This window comes from Joostella atrarenae (assembly GCF_021764745.1).
Lineage (GTDB): Bacteria > Bacteroidota > Bacteroidia > Flavobacteriales > Flavobacteriaceae > Galbibacter > Galbibacter atrarenae.
On record NZ_JAETXX010000011.1, the window covers coordinates 1 to 22,009 of the forward strand.

A 22,009-nucleotide genomic window follows, 5' to 3' on the forward strand; every position below is an offset into this window, starting at 1 on the left:
TAAAGGCTGTACACAGTCTATCAAAGTTATTGCAACTATTGCAGTATCTTCTCCACTACAACCTCCTTCAACGGTATATAAAAAAGTATACGTACCAGCTTCTACAGAAGATATATCCCATAAATTAGAACCATCAGTTAGTCCTCCGCTTATTGTGCTTGTTGTTTCCTCCCAATAACCAAATTCATCATAAGAATCTGTTAAGTAATCAAATAAATTCAGAACATCGGCTACGCTTGACTTAACCACACTTAGAGTCTGTCCTGTTCCAGCTTCTGGATTAGTTGTATTTTCTGCAGTTACATTATATGTTATTATTATTTCTGAACATGTATTTCCACTTCCATCATATGTTAATTTCGCTTGATAAAGTCCAATATCATCAATCGAAGAGAAATCATCAATAGGCAAGGTACTAGAAGTTCCCAAAACAGTAGAACCTCCATCTTTTGTCCATTCATATTCCATATAATCTAAATCAGGAGCAAATAAAAAGCCATCTTCTCCTTCACATAAATTAACAGCTCTAATTCGTGGATTTTTTGTTCTATTAGCATTAATAGAAACACTTTCTGTACCACAATCATCTGTTAATTCAAAAACATAATTTCCCTGTTCTAAGTCGATAAAAGCTCCTGATGTACCATTATCATCTTCAAAATCAACTCCATCTTTAGAAATAATCTTATAATTTATATCTCCAACTCCTTCAGCCTCAATAAAAACACTTAGATTACCATTAATACATTCATTAACATAATAATCAGTTACAACAACCGATCCGCTTCCATTAAATTCAAATTCCTCAAGAACCTCCATAGGTTCTGTACAAGCTTCAGCAACACCCGCATTCGTTAAAACACTAGGAGGACCTGCTAAATAAGTAACAACTCTATAAGATCCATCTCCATAATCTAAATTTTGCTCATTAATAGTGCCACTATTACTATATGATAAATTTAAGGTAAGCTCATTTTCCCATTCTTCTGTTGATTCATCATATTTCTGCAGATACACATAAAAAGAAGTAGATGTATTTACACGGCTATAAGTACCATCTATACCAAACGTACCACAATACTTAGTGACAGTTACGTCACTCTCATAAGCTGCATCATCATTAATTGTAAATTCATGAGTAAGTAGTTGATTATCACAACTTTCTACAACTGCCTCCACTACATAATCTCCAGGAGGGGCATCATATATATAGTGCAAAGTTTGAAATTGAACAGTTGTCTCATAGGGCAACGTAAAAGGAAAATCATCTGGCGCTTCTATTACTGTAAAAACAGCATCTTCATTACTAACATATAATGTAACATATGCTGTTTCTGTATCACAATAAAATCTGAAATTACTTCCTATCTCTAATTCATCACTTGTTACATTCTCTATCTCTTGGTGCGTAATCCCGCAGTCATCAATAAAATCAAACACATAAGCTCCATCTGCAACATATTCACTACTACTCCCAATAGAACCACTATCAAACTCATTCGCAGCAGTAATTGTCATACTATATGTTCCATCTCCATTATCTGTATAACCAGCTGCTATAGCTTGATTAACATCAAAATCATCTGGAAAACTAGAAAGCGTAACTACTATTGGATAGGTGAGGTCTCGTGAAAATCTAAAATCTATATATTCATGCCCACAAACTGAAGAAGTACCTCTAATATTAGTAGATGGATTTATATCTAACGTATCCGTAAATGTATCAGTAACCTCTTTCCCACAAGCATCCGTAATTGTAGTTACAACAACAGTATTTTCATCCTGAAAAACAGAATAATAAACATTCCCAAATTCTACTAAATCAGTTGCTTGACCAGTAACTCCTTCCTCTATAAGCACAAAAGTCTCTGTAGTATTATCTGGGTATGTTATAACAGACGTTGACGTAACTGGATAAACTAATATATCACTATCAGCACTAATCCCTGGTCTATATGCTTCCTGATTACACTCTAAACTACTAGAAATGACAATCGGATCATATTCATAAGTTTTACTTAAGGAAGAAACTATATAAGTTTCATTTTTTGTAGCTCCACAATTACTCACTACTTGCACAGTATATGTACCTGGCTCTACATTATCGAACTCGTTACTTGATTGTGGACCAGCAATTAAAGCTCCGTCTTGATATAAAGAATATTCCACTATAGTTCCCGAAACCGTACTTACTGTAAAAGTATAATAATCATCCCCATCTAAAGTAGAAGGACATGTATATTTATTAGTAACAGAAAAATCTAATGCTTCACTAACATTAGATTCAATTTCAAAATTCACTTCCTTTTGAAGTTGTTCACTACTTGAATTGACTTTTTGTATCTCTGCATAATATTCCGCAGCAGCAAGATCTGCTACCATCGTAATATTACCTGAGATTCCATCTTCATTTAAGACTGTAACAGGCGTCGTTACATCTGGAAGTCTATATATAGAAACTTGGAAATCGACATCCGCTTCTCCATTTACAATAATAAAAGACACCTGTCCATCAGTATTACATTCAGCTGGTTCAGTTTCAGTTGCAACTGTAAAGTCGTCTATAACAACTTCAGAATATAATTTTTCTCCATCTCTATTGCTTGAAAAAGCATTAAATGGAATAAAAGCAGTTATAAAAGTAAAAACAAATAACAATAAGTATTTATTCATCATACATGTTTATTTAAAAGAAATAATCAGTTTTTAATACGACAAGAACCTATCAATCAAAAAATTGATAAAGTTATCTGAGGGATAATAGGAAGAGGGAATTAATTATTAAAAACACAAAATACACATTATCAGGTGTTTACAATAGGTGCAAATTTATAGCATATTAATTCTCTATCCATATTTAATGCCTTTGATTTTCTTTTATCTGATTACATGAATATTAATGTATTGTTATCTTCTTTTAATTAGCTCAGGGTATAAAATCAACATTTATCAAGTAAATATGCCTTTGATCGATACAATTACTTCGCTAAAAAAATAATTTTCCTCTTGAAGAAAATTCTACCCCTATGAGACACTGAAATATTGATTAAGAAATATCCCTAGATATAACAGACATACATAGTTAATATGTCATCATAAATAAATGCTCAAAAAAACTAATGAAGGACTCAAGTTTTGTATAAAATAAAAAAACCAAAACAATGATCAGAATATAACATGATCATTGTTTTGGTTAACAATATTAAATAGTAAAGATTATAACAGTTGCACAAAATATTCAACAACTATTATAAATAGTAATCTACACCATATAGTATATAAGGTTCTTTTAGGAGTTACTCACAAGAATTGGAATATTCCTAAAAAACACTATTAATAGGCTTTAGCAAATAAAACTCGCTGCTTGGATGGTTTCCCAGAATACACACAAACACCATCCTCTTCTTTTGAGTCTAAAGGAATACAACGAATGGTTGCTTTTGTAAGTTCTTTTATTTTGTCTTCGGTTTCTGTCGTTCCATCCCAATGTGCCGATAAAAATCCACCTTTAGTTTCTAAAAGTTCTTTAAACTCTTCGAAAGTATTTACTTCTGTAATATGACTATTTCTATAATCTAAAGCCTTATTAAAAATTGTTTCTTGGATTTCTTCAAGTAAAAATTCAATTCTTTCGACCACATCATCGGTAGCAACTACCTCTTTAGAAAGTGTATCTCTACGAGCTAACTCAAAAGTGTTATTTTCCATATCACGCATTCCAATTGCTAAGCGCAACGGAACACCTTTCAACTCATATTCATTAAACTTCCAACCTGGCTTATAAGTATCTCTATTATCAAATTTTACAGAAATCCCTTTAGATCTTAACTCTTTAACTAAAGGATTTACACGTTCTGTAATTGCATCTAACTGTTCTTGCCCTTTGTGTATAGGAACAATTACAACTTGAATAGGTGCTAATTTTGGAGGCAATACCAATCCGTTATCATCGCTATGCATCATTATTAAAGCTCCCATTAATCTTGTAGACACTCCCCAAGAAGTTGCCCAAACTAGTTCTTGCTTACCTTCACGGGTTGTATATTTTACATCAAATGCTTTTGCAAAATTCTGACCCAAGAAATGAGAGGTTCCAGCTTGCAGTGCTTTTCCATCTTGCATTAAAGCCTCAATACAATAAGTTTCTACAGCACCAGCAAAACGCTCGCTATCGGTTTTCACTCCTTTTACTACAGGAACACCCATAAAGGTCTCTGCGAATTCTGCATACACATGCATCATTTGCTCTGCTTCTTGAATTGCTTCCTCTTTTGTTTCGTGTGCCGTATGCCCCTCTTGCCATAAAAACTCCGCAGTTCTTAAAAACATACGTGTTCTTAATTCCCAACGTACAACATTTGCCCACTGGTTAACAAGAATAGGTAAATCTCTATATGATTGAATCCACTTTCTATAGGTATCCCAAATAATCGTTTCTGAAGTAGGGCGCACAATAAGTTCTTCTTCTAATTTTGCATCTGGATCTACAATAACTCCACTTCCATCTTCAGCGTTTTTTAATCTGTAATGAGTTACGACTGCACATTCTTTTGCAAAACCGTCAACATGAGCTGCTTCCTTACTTAAATATGACTTCGGAATAAATAAAGGAAAATATGCATTCTCATGTCCTGTTTCTTTGAACATCTTATCTAATTGTGCTTGCATTTTTTCCCAAATAGCATACCCATAAGGTTTGATTACCATACAACCTCTTACTGCTGAATTTTCAGCTAAGTCAGCTTTAGCAACCAGTTCGTTATACCATTTAGAATAATCTTCGCTTCTCTTTGTTAAATTCTTACCCATTGTATGTAGTTTGGCACAAAACTTGCACCTTAGTTAAATGTAATCTATAAATATATAGTTCGACAAAACTAACTATTTTTGTTATGTTCAACAATAAATTTTTACAATCATGAAAACACTATACATTCCTAGAAAATTAAAAGCTATTTCTACTATATTTATTGTTGGAATTCTCGCTGGATCATGTGGATCATATGATCAGGCTTCTTATTATGATAATGATGGAATATATGAAAAAGATATTGCTTATTATGACGATACTAAAAATTCCAATGATAAAAAACAAGAACAACAGGCTACCGCTAATGTTGCAATAACTGATTATGAGGGCTATTTTGATAGCCGAGCTCAAATGTTAGGTCAAGCATTAGATTATCAGGAGCAAAATGAAATATTTACTGATGTAAACGAATACTCTAGCACTGATGTAGATAGCACCGATGTAACTCAAGATTACGTCTTAGATTATAACGAAGGAAATCCTGGATGGGGAGAAAACCCAGAAAGAACTATCGTTAATGTTTACAACAACGACTTTGGATATGGAGGCTACTACGGTGGATACTATAACCCATATTGGGGGCCATATTACGGTGGTTACTATGGTGGCTTCTACGGTGGTTGGGGAGGCGGCTTCTATGGTGGAGGCTGGGGCTTAAGCTGGGGCTGGGGCTACGGTGGCGGCTATTACGGTCGTCCTTGGTATGGCGGAGGTTATTACGGTCCATGGGGTGGCGGATATTACCGTCCTTACCCTTATGGTGGAAATCACAGATATGCCTATACAAACTCAAGAAGAGGATATTATGGTAGAAATACAGCTGCTATAGCTAGACATAACGCTACTGAAAGAAGAAGTAATACTACTGCAAGAACATCTAGAGGTTATTCTAGATCTACTTCAGCAAGAACAGGGAATTCATCAAGAAGTACAACTTCTCGTAGTGGGTACTCTAATAGCTCTAGAGTTGGCGTAGATAGAAATAGAAGTGGTTACAGCAGAACAGCTGGATATTCTAGAACATCTAGTTCTGCTTCTAGAAATACCTCTACAAGAGAAGGTTATTCTAGATCTTCTTCATCTACAAGAAGTTCTAACACATACTCAAGACCAACGTCTTCTAGTAGAAGTTCTAATACATACTCAAGACCAACGTCTTCTAGTAGAAGTAGCGGCTCTTACTCTAGATCAAGCAGCGGTTCAAGATCTTACTCAGGGGGATCTAGAAGTAGCGGCGCATCAAGAAGTAGTGGTGGATCAAGAAGTAGCGGTGGAAGAAGATAATAAAACTTATATTTTAAAAAGGCTTACTCCAAAAAAGTAGGCCTTTTTTTAAGATTTACAACTTTAAAAATTATATAATTTCTGAAAAAACTTAGTAAGTAATCAAATGAGGAATCTATTTTTATTTCTAGTAACATTTATATTCGCTACAAATGTTTTTGCTCAAAACCGAAACGATGTAGCTCTTTACGGAAGCGACAAACTAAACGGAACTGCGAGATACCAAGGAATGAGCGGAGCTTTTGGAGCTCTTGGAGGAGACATGTCTTCCCTTAATATCAACCCCGCAGGTTCTGCTGTATTTACGAATACTGTATTTACTATCTCGCTCGCCAACTACCATATAAATAATGAAACTAATTATTTTAACGGTAGAAGTGAAACTGATTTTTCACAATTAAAGCTGAATCAAATTGGGGGAGCATTAGTTTTTGAAAATGGAAACTCTTCTTCTCCTTGGAAAAAATTTACCATGGCTTTTAATTACGAACTCAGTAATAATTTTGAAAACGAATTCTTAGCTACTGGAGATGGAAATACTTCTATAGCTCAGTATTTCTTAAACAATGCTACTGGATACAGGGTTGAAGACTTAAAAATTCAAGATAATGAAAATTACAACAGCGCTTATTTAAATATAGGCCATGATTTAGGTTATAGTGCACAGCAAGGATACTTAGGCTATCAAAACTTAATAATTGATCCTGCTACTACCGAAAATCCTGATGAAACCAGCTATGTCTCCAATGCAAAATATGCAAGTAGAATTGGTCAAGATCAATTGGTTATTACCTCAGGATACGACAGTAAATATACTTTAAACTTCGCTTCTCAATATACCGATAATGTATATCTAGGTTTCGGATTGAATTTCCATAGCCTTGAACGTAGAAGAATATCTCAGTTTAAGGAATTTGGCTATGATAGTGATTCTAAACTTCAATATGTTGAATTTGACAACGATTTATATACATATGGAAATGGATTCTCATTTAATATTGGAGGGATTGCAAAACTAAGTAACATGGTTCGTGTTGGAGCTAGTTACCAATCGCCTACATGGTACGGTATGACGGACGAATTATCACAAAATATATATACCGAGTATATTGAGGGTACAGAAATTATAGGGTTAGGAGACGACCTTAGAAGTACCATTATATTCCCAAATTACGATATTTATATTCCAGGGAAATATACTGGAAGTATGGCTGTTATTTTTGGGCCTTTTGGGTTATTAAGTTTAGATTATTCTTATCAAGATATGTCTAACGCAAAGCTCAAACCAACTACAGACCCTGTTTTTGCTGAAGAAAACCAAGCTATCGACAATGAATTTCAAGCAGTTTCTACCGTTAGAGTTGGAGGAGAATTTAGAGTGAAGAGATTTAGCTTTAGAGGAGGTTATCGCTTTGAAGGCAGCCCTTATGAAGACGAGTTCACTTCAAGTGACTTAAATGGATATTCTCTGGGGCTTGGGTACTCTTTTGGAGCTACAAAATTAGACTTAGGATTTAGTCAAGCGTTCCATGATTATAACATTTCCTTGTACGACACAGGACTCACATCTACAGCAGCTATCGATAATAAGAATACAAACGTGAGCTTCTCTGTTACCTTTAACTTATAGTAAAAAACATAATCATTAAGAAAAATATTCTTTATGGTTACTCACAAAAAAAAGCTCGAAAAGATTTCATCTTTTCGAGCTTTTTTTCACTTATTACTCTTCATCACATATATCTTTACATAATATACTCCCCATTAACAACCTCTTCCGGAGGCGGTATTTTACTTTCTCCAAGCATTTCTAATAAATTGATTTCTATAGCTCTTGTTATTTGATTCAAAGAAATTCCCGAAGGAATCGCTTCAAAAGGATTTAAAAGTGCCATCCCAATTTTATGGGTAGTTAGAAACACATAACCCACAAGAATTCCTACTAATATAGACCAAGCGCCCATCCCATCTACTGCAGACCATGTTATACTTACAATAAATATCCAGATAAATACACGAGTATAGAAGTTATAAGTGGTAGGAAATACGGTGTTTTTAATTCTTTCTGACATTCCCATTTCATCGCAAAAACCGACTATCATTTTATTTAACTCCAAAAACTTAAAACCATCTATATTCCCTTTATCATAATGCATTTCTAAGTCCTGAGATTGTAAGTTCAAAATTGCATTAGGAATATTCGACTCCTTCTCTACTGCCTTCCATTCTTCCTCGCAGAGGTAATTACGATACTCACGAGAAATAGTTCCTCTTAAACTTTCTTTAAGCGCATATACAAATGCAATATGTCGATAAATCATTCTAACTTTATCTTTCTTTATGCTTTCAGTAGTAACATCTCCTTTCATATAAAAGAAAACCTGTCTTCCAAAAGATCTAGAATCATTTACCAAAGCGCCCCATATTTTTCTTGCTTCCCACCAACGATCATAAGCCTGATTGTTATTAAAACCAATAAAAAAGGCTAAGGCTGTACCCAAAATAGTAGGTATCTTACTTGAAATAACTACTGAATCAAAAACATGGAGAGACTCTACATATCTATAAAGTGTATAAGCAGCAAGACAGGCTATTATTTCTATTAAAAAATGACGCCAAGTACCGCTTAAAATACTGTAAATATTAACTTTTTTGGAAACTAACATAAGGTTGGTAAATCTAATTTTGAATTAAATATACCTATTTCAAAGAAATTTAATACAATTTACTTTTCAAAAATTCTGGCAAGCTCTTCATTATAATAGCATCCCAACCTGCGTCAAAACTACTACTCTCAAAATTAGGCCCTAAGGAAGAAAAATTCTCTATCCCACTATGTTTCAATCGTACATGCGTTATTCTATCTACAGAAGTTAATTGCCAACTCACAACAGATATTGCTTTGGAATATTCTGGATAACTCCAAGTATACCGGATTCTTTCCCCAGGAACAACTTCTAAAATTCTACATACATGTTTAAAATTTTTTCCGTTGGGTTCGTAAAAATAAAACTTATTCCCCTCTACTAATTCAAAATCTTGAATATTAAAATACCATTTTTTCATTTCTTCAGGATCTGTAATAGCATCCCAAAGTGTTGTTATAGCTGCATTAAATGCTATGTCTTTGACAATTGTTTGATCTTTCATTTTTTATCAATCTATTTAAAATTTAAAAGAATCAGTTTAGGGATCATCAACTCTAAAATAGCAATATATTATTCAGAAAAACAAAGTGAGATTTCTATAAACATCTACTTTTTATACATCAGAAATTAAATTCCTCACGATAGTGAACGAGCAAACCTATACTATTATTGTAAAAATTAATCGTAGAAATAAATCTTATTGCTGATAAAAAATTACTTCCAAATGAATAAAAGCTGAAAGACAACAAATAACAGATGAATAATAGAAAAATTGAAAGGTTTTAGAGAGAAAAGCTACTAATAAAAAAGTACACTAAATACTCGAAAACACCATTTAATAAACGAAGAAAGTTAATTATTCAATAAAAAGTTTGCAACTTAGCACTATATTAATGTTAATAGGCTATAAATACGTATCTTTGCTGTCAATTTTTTTTATTGGCAACCATTTTTTACAACACCTATTAAAAATTTATTTAAAAGAGTTAGTTGCAATAAAGTAATATTTTAGAGGGATGAAAATAGATAAAGCATTAGAAGATCACTTTGAAGAATTAGGTAATGACCATGCATCATCAGCGGCGGAAACTCCAATGAGAAAAGATGCTTTTGAGATATCTGATGACCAGAAAATAGAACAAATAGAATCACAAGTTTACAATATTTTAGAAACGTTAGGATTAGACTTAACAGATGATAGTTTACGTGGTACACCACGAAGAGTTGCTAAAATGTTTGTAAAAGAGATTTTCTCTGGACTTAATCCAGAGAAAACACCTAAAGCTTCTACTTTTTCTAATAAGTATAAGTACGGAGAAATGCTTGTAGAAAAAAACATCACTGTTTATTCTACCTGCGAGCATCACTTACTTCCAATTGTTGGGAGAGCTCATATTGCATATATCTCTAACGGAAGTGTTGTTGGTCTTTCTAAAATGAATAGAATTGTAGATTACTACGCTAAACGTCCACAAGTTCAAGAAAGACTTACAATGCAAGTAGTACAAGAACTACAAAGAGCGCTAGGAACTAAAGATGTTGCCTGCGTAATTGATGCTAAACACCTTTGCGTAAATTCTCGTGGAATTAGAGACATAGAAAGTAGTACAGTAACTTCAGAATTTGGAGGTAAATTTAAAGAACCATCAGTAAAAAGAGAGTTTTTAGATTACATAAAGTTAGATACTGATTTTTAAGAATAAATTCTTCTAATCTAACTACAAATCTGCATATACAAATGTGCGAATACAACATTTTCGGCAGTTGAATATGCAGATAAAAAACTAACCTTTTTTTAAGATATTCTCAAAAATCATTAAAACAACAATGCAACTATATCAAACCAACGAATTAAAAATTTATAATTCGATTACAGGAGAAAAAGAAGTATTTAAACCAATTACAGAGGGCTATGTTGGAATGTATGTTTGTGGACCTACCGTTTACAGTAATGTACACCTCGGTAATGTAAGAACTTTTATGTCTTTTGACCTTGTTTTTAGATACCTTAAGCACCTTGGATATAAAATACGCTACGTAAGAAATATCACTGATGCTGGGCATCTAGAGAATGATGCAGATGTTGGAGAAGATAGAATTGCAAAAAAGGCGAGATTAGAACAAATTGAACCTATGGAAGTCGTGCAACGATATACGGTAGATTTCCATAACACCCTTAATAAATTTAATAACCTCCCTCCTAGCATCGAGCCGACTGCTACTGGGCATATTATTGAACAAATTGAGGTAATTAATGAAATTATAGATAATGGCTTTGCTTATGTAGTGAATGGTTCTGTATATTTTGATGTTTTAAAATTTAATGAAACAAATGAATATGGGAAACTGAGCAAACGTAAAGTTGAAGACCTAATTCACAATACAAGAGAAACTGCTGGACAGTCTGAAAAGAAAAATCCACAAGATTTTGCACTTTGGAAAAAAGCAGAACCACAACACATTATGCGTTGGCCTTCTCCTTGGAGTGATGGTTTCCCTGGTTGGCATTTAGAATGTACTACAATGAGCACCAAATATTTGGGAGAACATTTTGATATTCATGGAGGCGGAATGGATTTAAAATTTCCTCACCACGAATGTGAAATAGCTCAAGCGGAAGCCTCTAAAGGAAAAAGTCCTGTTAATTATTGGATGCATGCCAATTTACTTACACTAAACGGGAAGAAAATGGCTAAATCTACTGGTAATAATATTTTACCAAATGAAATATTTACAGGTAATAACGATATTTTAGACAAAGCTTTTACGCCATCAGTAACCCGATTTTTCATGCTACAGGCTAATTACCGTAGTATTTTAGACTTTAGCAACGAGGCTCTTTTAGCTTCTGAAAAAGGATTTAATAGATTGATGGATGCCATACGCGCATTAGAAAGTTTACCAACTGCAAACACATCTACTTTTGATGTTAGCGCTTGGAAAAATAGCTGTTATAGTGCTATGAATGACGATTTTAATAGTCCGATTTTAATAGCAAACCTATTTGAAGCTGTAAAGCAGGTGAACTTAATTAAAGAAGAAAAGGCTTCTATTACCAAAGAAGACTTAGCTACTATCAAAGAAACTATGCATGCGTTTGTTTTTGATGTTCTAGGACTGCAAGACGAGAGAAATGCTCAAGACAATTCTTCAGATAAGTTAACTGGAACTGTAGAGCTATTAATTCAGTTACGTGCAGAAGCAAGAGCTAATAAAGACTTTGCTACATCAGATAAAATCAGAGATCAATTGGCTGCTTTGGGAGTTGAATTAAAAGATGGTAAAGACGGAACAACTTTTAGTCTAAACTAATTGTTAGGCTTTAGGCTTTAGGCTTTAGGCTTTAAAAATAAAATTTGCAATCTAGCATTCAAAACATTGTAAACTCTAATATGTTAAGCTGATTCAATACATCTTAGTAACTTTCAAACTTTTATACTTTAAAAAAACAAATTGCTAAAAAAAATACTCATAGCTCCTTTTATTTTTTTAGTTCGCTTTTATCAAGCGGCAATATCGCCATTTACCCCTGCTACTTGTCGATATTCGCCAACATGCTCTCAATACACGCTAGAAGCACTAAAAAAACATGGCCTTTTTAAAGGCGGCTGGCTTTCTGCTAAAAGGATTCTTAGTTGCGGCCCATGGGGAAGCTCTGGTTACGACCCAGTACCGTAACAAAAGAATTGAAACTGCTCTGCTATTTTCCTTTAACAAAACTTTGCGTTTATTCCTAAAATTTATCTTTACCATAAAACATCAATTAGTTATATTTACCTCAAAATAAACGAGAATGCACTTTTTAAGTATCACTTGGGATCCTAACGGGGTTCTTTTAGACCTTGGTTTTTTCCAATTACGCTATTATAGTTTAATGTTTGTTATTGCTTTTACATTAGGATGGTTCTTAATGCAAAAGATATACAAAAACGAAAACCAGTCAGAAGAAGCGCTAGATTCTCTGTTTATTTATATGGTTCTTTCTGTACTTATTGGTGCTCGATTAGGGCATTTTATTTTCTACGAGCCAAGTATGTTTTTAGAAGATCCTCTTAGCATTATCTTACCATTCCAATTCAGTCCAACATTTGAGTTTACTGGTTTCCGAGGGCTTGCTAGTCACGGTGCAGCTATTGGTGTTATCATCGCTATGTATTTATACAGCAAAAAAGTGATAAAAAAACCAATGCTATGGATTCTAGACAGAATAACAATTCCTGTAGCTATTGGAGGTGTTTTTGTGCGATTAGGGAACTTCTTTAATTCAGAAATCGTAGGGAAGCCAACAGGAACTGATTACGGTGTAATTTTTAAGCAATTAGGAGAATCTTTTCCAAGACACCCAGCCCAATTATATGAAGCTTTTGGATACGTATTTGTATTTATTATTTTGTTTTTCACGTATTGGAAAACCGATAAGAAAGACAAGTTAGGATATATGTTTGGAATGTGGTTAGTATTAACTTGGACAGTTCGCTTCATTGCAGAATTCTATAAAAAATCTCAAGGTGGATTCGAATCGGTTCTTGGCGTATTCTCCACAGGTCAATGGCTTAGTATTCCTTTTGTACTTCTTGGGTTTTACCTTATGTTTTTCTTTAAACCGTCAAAAAAAGTATCATGATCAACTTTTTAATCCGCCTTTTATTAGCTTTTATTTTTTTGTGCTTATCGTTAGTTAGTTGCAACACAAATTCTTCTCAAAAAGAAATAAAAACAGAAGAGGTTTCTTTTACTAAAGAAGGAGAATTATCTATTTATAAAGGGGATACGCTTATAAAAGACGGAATTGATATTGAGATTGCAGACAACGAATATGAGCGTCAAACGGGACTTATGTATCGCTCTTCCATGGAAGAAAAACAGGGAATGCTTTTTATATTTAAAAACGAAGAACCACGTAGTTTCTACATGAAAAACACTGAAATTTCTTTAGATATTATCTATATAAATAGCCACTTAAAGATTGTTAGCATGGTAAAAAATGCACATCCAATGAACGAATCATCACTTCCGTCTAAACTTCCTGCTCAATATGTATTAGAACTCAACGGAGGTACGGCAGATAGCTGGAAACTTACTGAAGGAGACCGCATAAGCTTTCAAAAAATATAATAAAACTATTATCAGCTTAAGCCTACCGAAGGTTTTGCATAAATCCCTCGATAAGCTCAGCATGATAATTTAATCACTTACAGAAACTACGAAACTTCCACTTGAAACTTTTCTCGTAACGATTTAGCGGCACTTACCATAGCCACCAAAGCATCATTAGTTTCTTTCCACCCTCTTGTTTTCAATCCACAGTCAGGATTTACCCAAATATTTTTTATAGGCAATAAATCGGCTGCCTTCTTAATCAGATTTTCCATTTCCTCAGTATTAGGAACCCTTGGAGAATGAATATCATAAACCCCTGGTCCAATTTCATTAGGATATTCAAAGTCTACAAATGCATCTAATAAATCCATTTGAGAACGAGAAGTCTCAATCGTAATCACATCGGCATCCATATCTGCAATACTTTCTATGATATCATTGAATTCAGAATAACACATATGGGTATGTATTTGAGTTGCATCTTTTACACCAGAAGCAGTAATTCTAAATGCCTTAATTGCCCAATCTAAATACCCCTTCCAATCTGCTCTTCGTAAAGGAAGACCCTCACGTATTGCAGGCTCATCTATCTGAATAATTTTAATTCCAGCAGCTTCCAAATCAACCACCTCTTTTCGAATTGCAAGCGCAATCTGATTCGTAGTTTCTTCTCTAGACTGATCATTTCTCACAAAAGACCATTGTAAAATGGTTACAGGTCCCGTTAACATCCCTTTTACAGGTAAATCTGTTAATTCTTGAGCATATGCTGTCCAAGCAACCGTCATTGGCTCTAACCTATCTACATCTCCGTAAATAATTGGCGGTTTTACAGCTCTAGATCCATAACTCTGCACCCAGCCAAATTTTGTAAAAGCAAAACCATCTAGCTGCTCCCCAAAATATTCAACCATATCGTTACGCTCAAACTCGCCATGCACCAATACATCCAAACCGATCTCCTCCTGCCATTTTATTGCTTTTTTAATTTCCGCAGTAATAGCATTGTTATATTCGTCTTGAGATAATGAAGCATTTTTAAGTTTAGATCTCAGTAATCGCACTTCTTTTGTTTGCGGGAAAGAACCTATAGTTGTTGTTGGCAATAAAGGAAGCCTTAAACTCTCTTGCTGCAAAATCTGCCGATCCGTAAACTTACTATTTCGTTTACTCTGAGAAGGGGTAATATTACTAACCGCATACTGTACCTTCTCTTTAAGAATCAGTTTAGATTCCTTTTTAGAAATCATCGCTTTTTTATTCTCCTCCAAAGCCTTTTTATTTGCATCATTATTAACTCCAGAAGCCAAATTCGAAATCACTTTCAACTCTTTGATCTTTTGCTTGGCAAAAGCCATCCAATTTTTAACTTCTAAAGGCAATGTAGTCTCATTATCGAGATCAAATGGAGTGTGCAATAACGAACAAGAAGGAGCAAGTATCAACCTATTTTCACCTACTTTTTCTTTTGCCTCATTTAGCAACAACAAAGAAGCTTCAAAATCATTTTTCCAAATATTTCGTCCATCAACAATTCCTAAAGAGAATTTTAAACTATCTGGAGCGCTTTCTAACGAAGAAATCACTTCGTTACCTCCTCTTACAAGATCAAGATGAAGAACGGCCACAGGAAGCTCTAAAACCCAATTTAGATTATCTCCGAGTGAACCAAAATAGCTCGTTAGAAAAAAAGATATTTCTGGAAATCTTTCAGCTAGAGTTGCATAAACAGATTGAAAAGCTTTACGTTCCTTTTCATTTAGATCCATCACAAGAAACGGCTCATCCAACTGGATATTTTTAGCACCATTATCTTGTAATTCAGCAATAATTGCACAGTAAACAGGAAGCAAGCGATCTATTAAATCCAAACGATGGAAGCCTTCTTCCTTTTCCTTCCCAAGCAGCAAATAAGATACAGGACCTATTAAAACAGGCTTAGCTTCCACTCCCAATGCTATAGATTCTTTATATTCTTGAACCGCCTTTGTAGAAGTATATTGAAATTCTTGATTCTTATAAAACTCTGGAACTATATAGTGATAATTGGTGTCGAACCACTTAGTCATTTCCATAGCAGTAATATCAAAACCATTTTTCTGATAACCACGAGCCATGGCAAAGTAAAGATCCAATTGATTATCCTCTTCCAAAAGAACCTCAGAATAACGTGGCGGAATGGCTCCTAAAGCCAAAGACATATCTAATACTTGATCGTAAAACGAAAAGTCGTTTACGGGGATAAGATCTATACCAACCTCCTTTTGAAGTTTCCAATTTTCTGCACGAAGACGCTTTCCTTCTTCCAACAGCGAATCAATATCAGTCTTTCCAGACCAATAGTTCTCACAAGCTTTTTTAAGCTCTCTTTTAGCACCTATTCGCGGGTACCCTAAATTTTGTGTGATCATTTTTTTGTTTTTAATCTATTAAACACTCTTGATCCTTTACAAGGCGCTTACGGACTAAAACAAAATTCAATAGCAGCATACACCAAATTAAAAATAAGGTGTAAAAACTATCAATTCTTGAATATTGCTTCAGGTCGCGAAAGCAGCATCATTTTAATTTCGGCAGGTCTCCTGGCTTGTAACATTTCTACCTCCTTCCCATCGTTAGACAGTGGATTTATTGATAAAAACTGGTTTGTTACTTACAGTTGCGCGACAGCTTGTGATTTTCACACAATTCCCTATTAATCTACGTAAAAGTAAAACCGCAATTAGATTGATCGATATGTAAAGAACATATATCGGTGTAAAGCTACATAATATTTAAATAGAAAAGATATTCTTTAAAAACAGCTTGTATAAAAATTGTTATAAAAATGATTAGGGTAATTATCTTCTAGAAAAAAGAAGATACCAGGCTTTCCGCTCGAAGTATTTGCTATTACAAAGAAACTACAGGAGAAGTCAGCAAAACAAGCTAAATCAAGGTTAAAAAGGGGTAATAGCAGAAAGAAATAGCAAAAGCTACCCGCTACAATCCTTATTACAAAAAAAGGGCTACCCGAAATAGGTAGCCCTTTTAAGAAATTATATATTTTATAACTATTCAGTTATTTTATCACCTTTTTTCTTTAAAGTGTCAAACATAACTGGTGTTGCAATAAATAATGATGAATATGTACCTACAGCAATACCAACAATCATGGCAAACATAAATCCTCTTAAAGATTCTCCACCGAAGATAAATATTGATAATAGCACTACTAATGTAGTTAAAGAGGTATTCAAGGTTCTACTTAAAGTGCTGTTCAATGCTTCATTAGCATTGTGTCCGCCTCTCCATCCTTTTTCTCTAACTACCTCTCTAATACGGTCAAATACAATTACGGTATCATTTAACGAGTAACCAATTACCGTTAAGATCGCCGCTATAAAAGCTTGATCGATTTCCATATTAAATGGCATGATGCTAGATGTAAGAGAGAAGATCCCTAATACTATTAAAACATCATGGAAAACTGCAACTACAGCTCCTAATGAGAATTGCCATTTACGGAAACGTAGTAAGATGTATAAGAATACAACTGCAAGAGATCCTATAATAGCCCAAACCGCATTTTTCTTAATATCATCTGCAATTGTTGGACCTACTTTGATAGACTGTAAGATTCCAATTTTGTCCTCTCCACTACCTTTAGAAAAGTCTTCATAAGTAATACCTTCTGGAAGGTACTTTTTAACTGCTTCATAAAGACCTTTTTGAATCTCTATGTCAACAGCAGTTCCTTCTTCATTAACCTTATATTTTGTAGTAATCTTAACCTGATTTGCATCTCCAAAAGTTTTCACCTCTGTGTTTCCAAATACGTCATTAAGATCATTAGCTATATCAGAAGGATTCACTGGGTTTACAAAGCGTACTTGGTACGAACGTCCTCCAACAAAATCCACACCACCTTCAAGTCCTTTAGTCAATAAAGAACCTAAACTAATTACAATTAAGATGGCAGATATAATATAAGCTTTCTTTCTTTTTGCTAAGAAATCGAAATTAGGATTCTTAGGTAAAGATCTAGTTATAGAAGTTGTAAATGTTAATGGATTCTTACCTCCTTTTACATTCCATTCTACTAATAATCTAGTAACAAAGATTGCAGTAAATAAAGAAGTTGCGATACCTATTATTAAAGTAGTTGCAAAACCTTGTATAGGTCCTGTTCCGAACAATAATAAGATAATAGCTGTTAATCCTGTTGTAATATTTGCATCTAAAATAGAAGACAATGCATTACTAAATCCATCTGCAATTGCCTGCATTTGTCCTTTTCCTGCACGTAACTCTTCTTTAATACGCTCAAATATAATTACGTTGGCATCCACCGACATACCGATTGTTAAAACGATACCGGCAATACCAGGTAATGTAAGAACTGCACCTAATCCTGCAAGCACACCAAATATTAAAATAATATTAAATACAAGTGCGATGTCCGCAAAAATACCAGCTTTACCATAATATAGTAACATCCATAACAATACTAATACCATTGCTACGATGAAAGAGAACATACCACTACTAATAGCCTCTTGTCCTAATGATGGTCCTACAACCTCCGACTGGATAATGTCTGCAGAAGCAGGTAATTTACCAGCTCTAAGTACATTCGCTAAATCGTCTGCTTCTTCTAACGTAAAGTTTCCAGAAATCTCAGAACTACCTCCAGAAATTGCTCCCTTAGATACTCCTGGTGCAGAGTAAACAATATTATCTAAAACAATAGCAATATTACCTTGCTCTCTAAATGCTTTTCCTGTAAGTTCTTCCCAGATTTTAGCTCCACGAGAATTCATCTGCATAGAAACTGCTGGTCTTCCTGCCATATCATAAGCTTGAGAAGCATCTGTAATAACATCTCCGCTCATATCTGGAATGTTCTCACGATTAGCTTTCAACGCATACAATTCTACAACCTGTGTATCTTTAGGAGGAATCCCCCATGCGAATTTCACATATTGTAAGTTATTAGGAAGTTGTTGCCTAACTTGAGGCATTTTTAAATACTCATCGAATTTTGCAGTATCTTTAGTAGCAACCATTGCAACTACTGGAGAACCTTGCCCTCCACCACTAACGATAAGATCGAAAAGTGGATTCACTTGGTTTGCAACATCTAAAGAATCTTGATTTGCATCAGACAATAAAGAATCGATTTCAGAAGTAGCTTCTTCTTTAACATCATCCTTTTTATCAGTAACAACAATATCTTTTAAAGTATTATTAGCAGCAATTAAGAAAGGAGCTACTTGGTCTGCTTTATAAGTTTCCCAAAACTCTAACTGTGCTGTACTTTGAAGTAAATTCTGTACTCTATTTACATCTTTAGCCCCTGGTAATTCTACCAAGATACGTCCAGAAGTACCTAAACGCTGAATGTTTGGTTGTGTAACTCCAAACTTATCGATACGCTTACGCAATACTTCGAATGCAGATACAATCGACTCATCAATTTTTCTTCTAATAATTGGCTGAACTTGATCATCTGTCATTTGGAAGTTGATCTCTTCGCTCAACGATTTATTAGCAAAAATATCTGGAGATGCTAATTTTGTAGAACCAGCACTAGCCTTTTCAAATTCAGCAAAGAATAAGTCAACATAATCATCTTGACTATTTTTTGAAGCCTCATCTGCTTGCGCCAACGCTTTGTTAAAAACAGGGTCTTTAGTATCGTTCGCTAATCCTTTCAAGATATCTTTTACAGATATTTGAAGAATAACATTGATACCACCTTTAAGGTCAAGTCCTTTGTTTAATTCTTTTTCTTTTACCTCATTGTAGGTAAAATCAGCAAATCCAAGGCTAAATACCTCTTCATTTCCTAGGGAGTCTAAATACCTAGATTCTTCGGCTTCTCGCTTCGCTACGTAGTTCTCTTCTGCATCTGAAATCTTGTTTAACGCGTAAGTTTCAGCTTCATCATCTACCTTATTTGCAACAAAAGTAAAAGAAAGTTGATAAATACTTACAATACCAAACAAAATAGCAAACAGCCTAATAAGTCCTTTATTCTGCATTCTAAATTTATTTAATGGTCAATTTTAAAAACGGACAAATATAGCGTTTACGTTATGAACTGACAATTATTTTTTTGAAGATTTAAAGCACAAAAAAATCCTACAAAAAAATATTTGTAGGATTTTTCAATATCTAATCGAATTATTAGCTTTTTATAGCTCTAAAAGTCCATTTGTTTTCCTAACTCCATCTGCACTTTCTTGCATTTTAGTCTTCTCAGCATCAGATAGTTCTATTTCAACAATCTTTTCAATTCCATCTTTTCCTAAAATTACAGGAACTCCAATACAGATATCAGACAACCCGTATTCTCCGTTCAATAAAGTTGAACAAGGAAACATTTTTTTCTGATCGCATGCAATTGCTTGTACAAGTCCAGATACCGCTGCACCAGGAGCATACCAAGCACTTGTTCCTAATAATTTAGTCAATGTAGCTCCACCAACTTTAGTATCTTCTTTTACTTGCTCTAAACGCTCTTCCGACAAAAATTCGCTAACAGCTACACTATTTCTAGTTGCCATACGCGTTAAAGGAAGCATTCCAGTATCACTGTGTCCTCCAATTACCATTCCGTCAACATCAGAAATAGGAGCTCCTAAAGCTTCTGCTAAACGGTATTTAAAACGTGCGCTATCTAAAGCACCACCCATTCCGATAATTTTATTCTTTGCAAGTCCAGTTGTTTTATGAACTAAATATGTCATTGTATCCATTGGATTACTTACTACAATGATAGTTACATTTGGAGAATGCTTAATCAAGTTACTAGAAACGTCTTTTACGATCCCTGCATTAATTCCGATAAGCTCTTCACGAGTCATTCCTGGTTTACGAGGAATACCACTAGTAATTACTGCGATATCAGAATCTGCAGTTTTACTATAATCACCAGTAGTACCAGTAATCTTAGTATCGAAACCATTCAAAGAAGCTGTTTGCATTAAATCCATTGCTTTACCTTCAGCAAAACCTTCTTTAATATCTAATATTACTACTTCTGATGCAAAATCTTTAATTGCGATGTACTCTGCGCAGCTAGCACCTACCGCTCCTGCTCCTACAACTGTAACTTTCATATTTTTATATATTATTTATTTAAACGATTCTATTGAAAACACAAAGCTACTAATTTTAACACAACAAGTAGCTTTGAAAAATATTAAATATGTTATAAAAAGAACACAAATTTTGGATATCTGTAATTTATTAGAAAGCTAAAAAGGTTATTGGCACAATAATTGAAAATATATCTAAACCTTTTAGGTTATAGAAATAAAATCTAATTATATGAAAACAACCACATTTAAAAACATTCTGATTGCAATCAGTTTTATTAGTTTACTCAGCTGCGCTTCTACAATAGATAAAGTTGTTGTAAATGCAATTTCTGCTCCAGATTCTGATATTAAAGTAAATCACCTTTTAATGCCAATGCCAAACGATCCGCACATGGCGATGACAGCAATTATGCCTCCCAAAGATGGAGATCAAGAAAGAGCAGATAGCTTGGCTAGAGTAATCAAAAAAAATATTGCTAAATACAAAGATATAGAGGTTGCCAAGTCTGATGGATATGAATTTTTCCCTCCTGAACCTCCTGCTGATATGAATATTGTTCATCTTGTAAATAGAAAATTTTCAGCTAAAGAAAATAAAAAATTCAATTCTGAAAAGCCTGGGTCTATTTTATACGAAAGAGATGGCAATGGATGGAAGCTTATCGGTGCTATGATAACTGCTCCTGTTGATGCATCAGAAAAAGAAATGAACGAAAGAGCTCCTCTTTCTGTAACGCAATGGCATTTACATAAAAATGTATGCGTCCCTAAACCTATTTGGGATGGAGAACAATGGAAGAAAACATTTCCTGACGGATCTCCTGTTTACGGACCTACAAGCAAAGTTACAACAGCTTCTGAATGCTCAAAATATCAAGGCCGTTTCTTGCCAGTTGTTTTTGGATGGATGACACATGCTTATGTTTTTGTTGACAACCCAGACGATGTCTGGAATCAAATGTACGGACACACAAGCAGTGAACACGACATGCATGGAGACCATCAAAAACATGAAAATCATTAAGCACATACAATCCAAATAAAAAGTGCTGCACTTTAAAAGGACAGCACTTTTTTTA

15 protein-coding genes and 1 riboswitch are annotated in these 22,009 nt (G+C 34.2%); of the genes, 8 read left to right on the forward strand and 7 right to left on the reverse strand.

The features are described from left to right. Both JM658_RS13935 and proS read right to left on the reverse strand, forming a co-directional pair. The coding region (locus tag JM658_RS13935) for a hypothetical protein (RefSeq protein ID WP_236959894.1) at positions 1–2,676 on the reverse strand (2,676 nt) is incomplete at its 3' end. Between the two features lie 657 nt (positions 2,677–3,333). Further along, positions 3,334–4,809, reverse strand: coding sequence for a proline--tRNA ligase (gene proS, locus JM658_RS13940; protein ID WP_236959895.1), 1,476 nt, complete (start codon positions 4,807–4,809; stop codon positions 3,334–3,336). 109 nt (positions 4,810–4,918) lie between these two features. Here proS and JM658_RS13945 point away from each other — a divergent pair, with 109 nt between their 5' ends. Both JM658_RS13945 and JM658_RS13950 read left to right on the forward strand, forming a co-directional pair. Continuing rightward, positions 4,919–6,094, forward strand: a complete 1,176-nt coding sequence (locus JM658_RS13945; RefSeq protein WP_236959896.1) for a hypothetical protein — start codon at positions 4,919–4,921, stop codon at positions 6,092–6,094. Between the two features lie 106 nt (positions 6,095–6,200). After that, positions 6,201–7,724, forward strand: a complete 1,524-nt coding sequence (locus tag JM658_RS13950; RefSeq protein ID WP_236959897.1) for an OmpP1/FadL family transporter — start codon at positions 6,201–6,203, stop codon at positions 7,722–7,724. A gap of 115 nt (positions 7,725–7,839) precedes the next feature. On the opposite strand, the gene JM658_RS13955 is transcribed toward JM658_RS13950, so the two are convergent. Together JM658_RS13955 and JM658_RS13960 are read right to left on the reverse strand one after the other, a co-directional pair. Further along, the gene (locus tag JM658_RS13955) at positions 7,840–8,760 is read right to left on the reverse strand and encodes a bestrophin family protein (protein WP_236959898.1); all 921 of its coding nucleotides are present in this window, start codon (positions 8,758–8,760) and stop codon (positions 7,840–7,842) included. Positions 8,761–8,809: 49 nt separating this feature from the next. Next, positions 8,810–9,244, reverse strand: a complete 435-nt coding sequence (locus tag JM658_RS13960) for an SRPBCC family protein (protein WP_236959899.1) — start codon at positions 9,242–9,244, stop codon at positions 8,810–8,812. A gap of 514 nt (positions 9,245–9,758) precedes the next feature. On the opposite strand from JM658_RS13960, the gene folE reads away from it, so the two are divergent. The 5 genes from folE (at position 9,759) to JM658_RS13985 (ending at position 13,857) form a co-directional block, all read left to right on the forward strand. Further along, positions 9,759–10,439 carry a GTP cyclohydrolase I FolE gene (gene folE, locus JM658_RS13965; RefSeq protein ID WP_236959900.1) on the forward strand — a complete coding sequence of 227 codons (681 nt, stop codon included), beginning with the start codon at positions 9,759–9,761 and terminating at the stop codon, positions 10,437–10,439. A gap of 130 nt (positions 10,440–10,569) precedes the next feature. Beyond that, positions 10,570–12,054, forward strand: a complete 1,485-nt coding sequence (cysS, locus tag JM658_RS13970; protein WP_236959901.1) for a cysteine--tRNA ligase — start codon at positions 10,570–10,572, stop codon at positions 12,052–12,054. Positions 12,055–12,195: 141 nt separating this feature from the next. Then, a complete protein-coding gene (yidD, locus tag JM658_RS13975) occupies positions 12,196–12,420 on the forward strand; it encodes a membrane protein insertion efficiency factor YidD (protein ID WP_236959902.1) in 225 nt (74 codons plus the stop codon). Between the two features lie 115 nt (positions 12,421–12,535). Beyond that, positions 12,536–13,366: a prolipoprotein diacylglyceryl transferase gene (lgt, locus tag JM658_RS13980; protein WP_236959903.1), complete on the forward strand. Its 831-nt coding sequence runs from the start codon at positions 12,536–12,538 to the stop codon at positions 13,364–13,366. After that, the gene (locus tag JM658_RS13985; RefSeq protein ID WP_236959904.1) at positions 13,363–13,857 is read left to right on the forward strand and encodes a DUF192 domain-containing protein; all 495 of its coding nucleotides are present in this window, start codon (positions 13,363–13,365) and stop codon (positions 13,855–13,857) included. Before lgt ends, JM658_RS13985 begins: the two co-directional genes overlap by 4 nt. A gap of 86 nt (positions 13,858–13,943) precedes the next feature. Here the strand turns inward: JM658_RS13985 and metE are convergent, their stop codons facing one another. From metE to JM658_RS14000, 3 genes are all read right to left on the reverse strand, one after another. Beyond that, a complete protein-coding gene (gene metE / locus JM658_RS13990; RefSeq protein WP_236959905.1) occupies positions 13,944–16,253 on the reverse strand; it encodes a 5-methyltetrahydropteroyltriglutamate--homocysteine S-methyltransferase in 2,310 nt (769 codons plus the stop codon). Between the two features lie 144 nt (positions 16,254–16,397). Beyond that, positions 16,398–16,578: riboswitch (cobalamin riboswitch) on the reverse strand. Positions 16,579–16,895: 317 nt separating this feature from the next. Then, positions 16,896–19,868 (reverse strand): protein translocase subunit SecDF, encoded by a 2,973-nt coding sequence (gene secDF / locus JM658_RS13995; RefSeq protein ID WP_236959906.1) that lies wholly within the window; start codon positions 19,866–19,868, stop codon positions 16,896–16,898. A gap of 153 nt (positions 19,869–20,021) precedes the next feature. Then, positions 20,022–20,948, reverse strand: a complete 927-nt coding sequence (locus JM658_RS14000) for a malate dehydrogenase (RefSeq protein ID WP_236959907.1) — start codon at positions 20,946–20,948, stop codon at positions 20,022–20,024. Positions 20,949–21,159: 211 nt separating this feature from the next. Between JM658_RS14000 and JM658_RS14005 the strand changes: the two genes are divergently transcribed. Beyond that, positions 21,160–21,954 carry a hypothetical protein gene (locus JM658_RS14005; RefSeq protein ID WP_236959908.1) on the forward strand — a complete coding sequence of 265 codons (795 nt, stop codon included), beginning with the start codon at positions 21,160–21,162 and terminating at the stop codon, positions 21,952–21,954. Positions 21,955–22,009: the final 55 nt, after the last annotated feature.